The sequence below is a fragment of the Bradyrhizobium sp. GCM10028915 genome, from assembly GCF_042666195.1.
Classification (GTDB): Bacteria; Pseudomonadota; Alphaproteobacteria; order Rhizobiales; family Xanthobacteraceae; genus Bradyrhizobium; species Bradyrhizobium canariense_D.
This window is the reverse complement of sequence record NZ_JBHTFN010000064.1, coordinates 1-694: the sequence shown is the minus strand read 5'-3', so window position 1 is coordinate 694 and position 694 is coordinate 1. Positions and strand designations below refer to the sequence as shown.

At 65.9% G+C, this 694-nt stretch carries 1 protein-coding gene; it reads left to right on the top strand.

Annotated features, from left to right (window positions below; translation table 11 throughout):
• On the top strand, positions 1 to 694 hold a 694-nt coding region (locus ACFQX9_RS29785), incomplete at both ends, for a chemotaxis protein CheA (RefSeq protein WP_377791301.1).

Here is a 694-nt window from a genome sequence, read left to right as displayed (position 1 = left end):
CCGAGCTCGACCGCCAGGTGCTCGACCTGATCAAGGACCCGCTCACCCACATGGTGCGCAACTCCGCCGACCATGGCCTGGAGACCCCGGCCGAGCGTCTCGCCCGCGGCAAGGGCGAGCAGGGCACCATTCGCCTGTCCGCCTATCACGAGGGCGGCCACATCATCATCTGCATCGCCGACAACGGCCGTGGCCTGAACACCGACAGGATCAAGGCCAAGGCGATCTCCTCAGGTCTGGTCACCGAGGCCGAGCTCGAGAAGATGAGCGAAGCCCAGATCCACAAGTTCATCTTCGCGCCGGGCTTCTCGACCGCGGCCGCCATCACCTCGGTGTCGGGACGCGGCGTCGGCATGGACGTGGTGCGCACCAATATCGACCAGATCGGCGGCACCATCGACATCAAGTCGGTCGCCGGTGAAGGCTCCTCCGTCACCATCAAGATCCCGCTGACGCTCGCCATCGTCTCCGCGCTGATCGTGGAAGCCGCCGGCGACCGCTTTGCGATCCCGCAGCTCTCCGTGGTCGAGCTGGTGCGGGCCCGCGCCAACTCGGAGCACCGCATCGAGCGCATCAAGGACACCGCGGTCCTCAGGCTGCGCAACAAGCTGCTGCCGCTGATCCATCTCAAGAAGCTGCTCAAGATCGACGACGGCGCCGTCTCCGATCCCGAGAACGGCTTCATCGTGGTGAC